Consider the following 5,888-nt stretch of genomic DNA (forward strand, 5'->3'; position numbering starts at 1 on the left):
TGGCAAACCTGGGGGCGGGCGCAGTGGACCATGAGCATTGGCCTGCTGCCCTTGTTGCTGGGCCTGGGCTTGCCCATCAGCCTGAGCGGGCCGTTGGCCAATCTGTTAGCCGTGCCATGGGTCAGCCTGGCGGTGGTGCCGTTGGCCTTGCTGGGCACGATTACCTTACCAGTGCCGTGGTTGGGGGAATGTCTGCTGCAACTGGCGGGTGGTTTGCTCGAGGGATTGTTTCGCTTTTTGGCGTGGTTGGCTCAATGGCAACCGGCTTGGTTGGCGCCACAGGTGTCACTCACGGCGTGGCTGCTGGGCGCGCTGGGCGCCTTGGTGCTAGTGGCGCCAGCCGGTGTGCCAATTCGCGCGCTGGGGCTGGCGCTGCTGACGCCGTTGGTCTTCGCCCCGCGCGCCCAGGTGCCGAGCGGGCATGCCGAGGTGTGGCAGTTGGATGTCGGCCAGGGCTTGGCGGTGCTGGTGCGCACTCGCAACCACACGTTGCTGTACGACGCCGGCCCGCGTTATGGCGATTTTGATAGCGGTGAACGGTTGGTCGTACCGTCGCTGCGCGGCCTTGGGGTAGGGCGCCTGGACCTCTTGCTGATCAGTCATGCCGACAATGACCACGCCGGCGGCGCCCTCGCGGTAAAACGCGGTCTGGCCGTGAGCCATGTGCTAAGCGGCGAGGCCGGCGAACTTGAACCCGAGCTTGGCGCTATGCCCTGTATCGACGGCGCCAAGTGGCACTGGGATGACGTGTACTTCGAAACCTGGCGCTGGCCGCAGGCAGCCTCCGGCAATCAGGCCTCCTGCGTGCTATGGATAAACGCCAACGGCGAACGGCTGCTGCTAACCGGCGATATCGACGTGGCGGCCGAAGCTGCCTGGCTAGCCGCGCACCCCAGGCGCACGGCCGACTGGTTACAGGCGCCGCACCATGGCAGTCGCAGTTCCTCCTCGGCGGTTTTTTTGCGCGCGCTGGCGGCGCATTCGGTGCTGGTTTCGCGCGGTGCGCATAATGCCTTCGGTCATCCGCACCCGCAGGTTGTGGCCCGTTATCAGGCGCTTGGCTGGCGGGTTTACGACAACGTGGCGCAAGGCGCGCTGCGGCTTGAGCTTGGTGCCAATAAGGCGGCTGACGGTCTGCGTGAAGAACATCACTTCTGGCGGGAAAAATGAGAACCGCGACGGTCGGCGCGCTGCCGACCCTATGCTAGAGTGGCGCCACTTTTGTCAGGGCCACTTTTATCCGGCCCGCAAACCCAGGCCGAGGAGAGTTAACACCGTGTGGGAGCTAGTCAAAGCAGGTGGCTGGATGATGCTACCGATCATTCTGTGTTCCATCGCTACCGTGGCCATTGTTGCCGAACGCCTGTGGACGCTGCGGGTTAGCCGCATCGCGCCGCCCCATCTGCTGGGGCAGGTGTGGCGCATGATCAAAGACAAACAGCTAAATAAAGAAAAGCTCAAAGAGCTGCGCAGCAACTCGCCGCTGGGGCAGATTCTCGCCGCCGGCCTGACCAACTCCAAACATGGTCGCGAGATCATGAAAGAGTGCATTGAAGAGTCGGCCAGCCGGGTTATTCACGAACTCGAACGTTACCTCAACGCCCTCGGCACCATCGCGGCCATGGCGCCGCTGCTGGGTTTGCTCGGCACCGTGTTTGGCATGATCGAAATTTTCAGCGGCTTTATGGACAACGGCCAAGCCAACGCTGGTCAACTGGCTGGCGGTATCGGTAAAGCCTTGGTCACTACGGCTGCCGGTCTGATCGTCGCCATCCCGGCGGTGTTCTTCCACCGTTACCTGCTGCGCCGTGTCGACGAAATTGTGGTGACCATGGAGCAGGAAGCGATCAAGTTGGTGGAAGTGGTGCAGGGTGATCGGGAAGTCGATTTCGTTGAGGACAGCAAGCCGTGAAATTCCGCCGCAGAGCCTCCAATGTCGCCCGCGAAGAGGTGTTCCTCAACCTCACTTCGCTGATCGACGTGATTTTCGTGCTGCTGTTGTTTTTTGTGGTTACCACCACCTTTAGCCGGCCGACCCAGCTGAAAATCGACCTGCCGGAAGCCGCCAGTGGTACGCCGCCAGAAGCCACGCAGCTCAAGCAATTGGAAGTGGCGATTGCTGCCGACGGCACCTACTCGCTCAACGAACAGGTGTTGGCCAAGAGCGATCTGGCCACTTTGATGGCGGCGTTGCAGCGGGAGTCGGACGGTGACAGCAGCTTGCCGCTGACCATCAATGCTGACGGCAAGGCTACCCATCAGGCCGTGGTTACTGCCATGGATGCTGCCGGCAAGCTGGGGTTCAGCCACTTGCGCATCACCACCATCGAGGCGCCGTCGGCGCCTTGATGCTTGGCCAACGCCCTTAATGGCCGCCTCGGAAAAACTCCTTAACGCCTGGTACACCGGCCATCCCGCGCTACGTTTGTTGTGGCCGCTGGAGTGCCTGTACCGCGCGGTGGTGCAGCGCAAGCGGCAACGCTTTCTGGCCGGTGAGGGCGAGATCTACCGAGCGCCTGTGCCGGTCGTTGTGGTGGGCAATATCACCGTCGGTGGCACCGGCAAAACGCCGATGATCCTCAGCTTGATTGCTCACTGCCAGGCCCGCGGTTTAAAGGTTGGCGTGGTCAGTCGCGGTTATGGCGCCACGCCGCCACAGTTGCCTTGGCGGGTTCGTGCCGAGCAAAGCGCTACCGTGGCGGGCGATGAACCTTTATTGATTGTGCAGCGCACCGGCGTGCCGTTGATGATCGACCCCGACCGCTCTCGCGCTGTGCGCAGCTTGCTGGCCGAGGAAAACCTTGACCTGATCCTCTGCGACGACGGTATGCAGCATTACCGCCTGGCGCGCGATATCGAGCTGGTGCTGATCGACGCCGCCCGCGGGCTGGGCAATCGCCGTTGCCTGCCGGCGGGGCCGCTGCGTGAGCCGGTTGAGCGTCTGCAAAGTGTCGATGCCATCCTCTATAACGGCGCCTCAGGCGACAGCGCCGAAGGCTTCGGTTTTACCTTACAGCCCACGGCACTGGTGAATGTACGCAGCGGCGAGCGGGTTGCCCTGGACTACTTTCCCCCAGACCAAGCCCTGCACGCGGTGGCCGGCATTGGCAACCCGCAGCGTTTCTTCAATACGTTGCAGGCGTTACACTGGCGCCCGATTTCCCATGCCTTCGCCGACCACGCGCAGTACAGCGCCGAGCAGCTGAATTTCAGCCCCGCGCTGCCGCTGGTGATGACCGAGAAGGACGCCGTGAAGTGCACCGCTTTTGCCGCTGATAACTGGTGGTACCTGGCGGTAGAGGCCGTGCCTTCAGCGGCATTTTTTGCCTGGTTTGACGCGCGTTTAGCCAGCGTTATTGCGGCCGATTAAGCCCGCTCTACGGCCCCTCCATTCAACCGTTTTTAAGGACTCTGTAATGGACCCGAAACTCCTCGATATTCTCGCCTGCCCTCTGTGCAAAGGCCCGCTCAAATTGGCCGACGACAAGTCTGAACTGGTGTGTAAGGCCGATGCCCTGGCCTTTCCCGTGCGCGAAGGTATTCCGGTGATGCTGGAAACCGAAGCGCGCACCCTGAACGTCGATGAGCGTCTGGACAAGTAAATGAGCACAGCCTTTACCGTCGTTATTCCGGCCCGTTTTGCCTCTACCCGCCTGCCCGGCAAGCCGCTGCAAGATATCTGCGGCAAGCCGATGATCCAGCACGTGTGGGAACAAGCGAAAAAAAGTAGCGCTCAACGGGTGGTGGTTGCCACTGATGACGCGCGCATTGTTGAGGCCTGCAAAGGTTTTGGCGCCGAGGTGGTACTCACCCGCGTCGACCACAACTCCGGCACCGACCGCCTTGCCGAAGTGGCCAGCGCACTGGGTCTGGCCGGCGATGCGATTGTGGTCAACGTGCAGGGCGATGAGCCGCTGATTCCGCCGGCGGTGATCGACCAAGTAGCGGCCAATCTGGCTGAGCACACCGAGGCGGCGATGGCCACGTTGGCTGAGCCCATCGACGACGTGACGGCGCTGTTCAATCCCAATGTGGTCAAGGTGGTCACCGATAAAAACGGCCTGGCCCTGACCTTTAGCCGCGCGCCATTGCCCTGGGCGCGTGACAGCTTCGCCCAGAGCCGTGAGCAACTGCCGGCCGGCGTGCCGTACCGCCGCCATATTGGTATCTACGCCTACCGCGCCGCGTTCCTGCATAACTTTGTAAGCTGGGGCCCGTGCTGGCTGGAAGACACTGAATGCCTGGAGCAACTGCGCGCGCTGTACCACGGTGAGCGCATTCATGTCGCCGACGCCCTGGAAGCCCCGCAAGCCGGCGTTGACACCCAGGAAGACCTGGAGCGCGTTCGGCGCCTGCTGGGGGCCTGATGCGCGTGTTGTTTGTGTGCCTGGGCAATATCTGCCGCTCGCCTTCGGCTGAGGGCGTGTTTCGTCAGCAATTGCAGCAGGCCGGCCTGGCCGATTTGGTTGGCGTGGACTCGGCCGGCACCGGCCCTTGGCATGTCGGCAAACCTGCCGACAGCCGCGCCAGTGCCGCTGCGTTGCAACGCGGTTATGACCTCTCTGCGCTGCGTGGCCGGCAGGTCAGCAAAGCCGACTTCGAACGCTTCGACCTGATCCTGGCCATGGACCACAGCAACTTCGCCGACCTCAAGGCCTTGCAGCCAGCCAACAGTCGCGCCGAGCTGGATCTGTACCTGCGCCGCTACGGGCTGGACGAAGACGAAGTGCCCGACCCGTACTACGGCGGTGCCGACGGCTTCGAGCAGGTACTCGACCTACTGGAGCAGGCCGGCGTGCAGTTGCTTAATGAAGTGCGGGGGCGGTTATGAAGGTGCTGGAGCAAGTGTCGCTAAAAGCCTTTAACAGCTTTGGCGTCGAGGTAAAGGCTGCACTGTTTGCCGAAGCCCAGAACGACGCCGACGTGCGCGAAGCGTTGCAAATAGCCCAAGAGCGAGACGTGCCGCTGCTGGTGATTGGCGGCGGCAGCAACCTGTTGCTTACCGGCGATGTGCAAGCCCTCGTGCTGCGTATGGCCAGCCGTGGCATCCGCATTGTTGAAGATTGCGTGCAGGTAGTGGTTGAAGCTGAAGCCGGCGAGCCGTGGCATCCGTTTGTGCAGCACACCTTGGCGCAGGGCCTGGTTGGCTTGGAAAACCTCAGCCTGATCCCCGGCACCGTGGGCGCTGCGCCGATGCAGAACATTGGTGCATACGGTGTCGAAATCAAAGACGTCTTCCACAGCCTTACCGCACTGGATCGTCAGAGCGGTGAGCTGCGCGAATTTACCCTCGCCGACTGCCACTTCGCCTACCGCGACAGCGTGTTTAAACAGCAACCTGGCCGTTGGCTGATCCTGCGTGTGCGCTTTGCCTTACAGCGCGAACAAGCCCTGCATCTGGAATACGGCCCGGTGCGCCAGCGCTTAGCGGAGCAAGGAATTGAAGCGCCAACGGCTACTGATGTGAGTCGCGCCATCTGCGCCATTCGCTCGGAAAAGTTGCCGGACCCCGCAGTGCTGGGCAACGCCGGCAGCTTCTTTAAAAACCCGCTGGTCAGCGCCCAACTGGCGGCTCGGGTGCGTGCCGAGCATGCTGATCTGGTGGCTTACCCGCAAGCCGATGGCCAAGTGAAATTGGCCGCCGGTTGGTTGATCGAGCGGGCAGGGTGGAAGGGCTTTCGTGAGGGCGATGCCGGCGTGCATACGTTGCAGGCGTTGGTGTTGGTCAATTACGGAGCGGCGACTGGGGCGCAGTTGTTGGGCCTGGCCAAGCGTATTCAGGCCGATGTGTTCGCACGCTTTGGTGTGAATCTCGAGATTGAGCCAAACGTGCTGTAACGCGTTCTTCGCCCCACAAAAAAAACCGCGCTTGAGGCGCGGTTTTTTTT

The 5,888-nt window shown here is 62.0% G+C and carries 8 protein-coding genes; all 8 read left to right on the forward strand.

The genetic code is table 11. From position 1 onward, the window contains the following. A partial coding sequence (locus AAAB16_RS22160) for a ComEC/Rec2 family competence protein (protein WP_340665279.1) occupies positions 1 to 1,170 on the forward strand: 1,170 nt, incomplete at its 5' end. Between the two features lie 106 nt (positions 1,171 to 1,276). Beyond that, positions 1,277 to 1,912: a MotA/TolQ/ExbB proton channel family protein gene (locus AAAB16_RS22165; RefSeq protein WP_340665280.1), complete on the forward strand. Its 636-nt coding sequence runs from the start codon at positions 1,277 to 1,279 to the stop codon at positions 1,910 to 1,912. Then, positions 1,909 to 2,349, forward strand: coding sequence for a biopolymer transporter ExbD (locus tag AAAB16_RS22170; protein ID WP_340665281.1), 441 nt, complete (start codon positions 1,909 to 1,911; stop codon positions 2,347 to 2,349). Before AAAB16_RS22165 ends, AAAB16_RS22170 begins: the two co-directional genes overlap by 4 nt. 19 nt (positions 2,350 to 2,368) lie before the next feature. Next, positions 2,369 to 3,370 (forward strand): tetraacyldisaccharide 4'-kinase, encoded by a 1,002-nt coding sequence (gene lpxK / locus AAAB16_RS22175; RefSeq protein ID WP_340665282.1) that lies wholly within the window; start codon positions 2,369 to 2,371, stop codon positions 3,368 to 3,370. Positions 3,371 to 3,416: 46 nt separating this feature from the next. Next, a complete protein-coding gene (locus AAAB16_RS22180) occupies positions 3,417 to 3,602 on the forward strand; it encodes a Trm112 family protein (protein ID WP_110618013.1) in 186 nt (61 codons plus the stop codon). After that, on the forward strand, positions 3,603 to 4,367 hold the full coding sequence (gene kdsB / locus AAAB16_RS22185; protein ID WP_110618014.1) for a 3-deoxy-manno-octulosonate cytidylyltransferase: 765 nt from the start codon (positions 3,603 to 3,605) through the stop codon (positions 4,365 to 4,367). Further along, a complete protein-coding gene (locus AAAB16_RS22190; protein ID WP_340665283.1) occupies positions 4,367 to 4,831 on the forward strand; it encodes a low molecular weight protein-tyrosine-phosphatase in 465 nt (154 codons plus the stop codon). Before kdsB ends, AAAB16_RS22190 begins: the two co-directional genes overlap by 1 nt. Next, positions 4,828 to 5,838, forward strand: coding sequence for a UDP-N-acetylmuramate dehydrogenase (gene murB / locus AAAB16_RS22195; RefSeq protein WP_340665284.1), 1,011 nt, complete (start codon positions 4,828 to 4,830; stop codon positions 5,836 to 5,838). The genes AAAB16_RS22190 and murB overlap by 4 nt, the downstream gene beginning before the upstream one ends. The last annotated feature ends 50 nt before the right edge of the window (positions 5,839 to 5,888 follow it).

Origin of the sequence: Pseudomonas sp. (assembly GCF_037994325.1) — a bacterium.
GTDB lineage: Bacteria > Pseudomonadota > Gammaproteobacteria > Pseudomonadales > Pseudomonadaceae > Aquipseudomonas.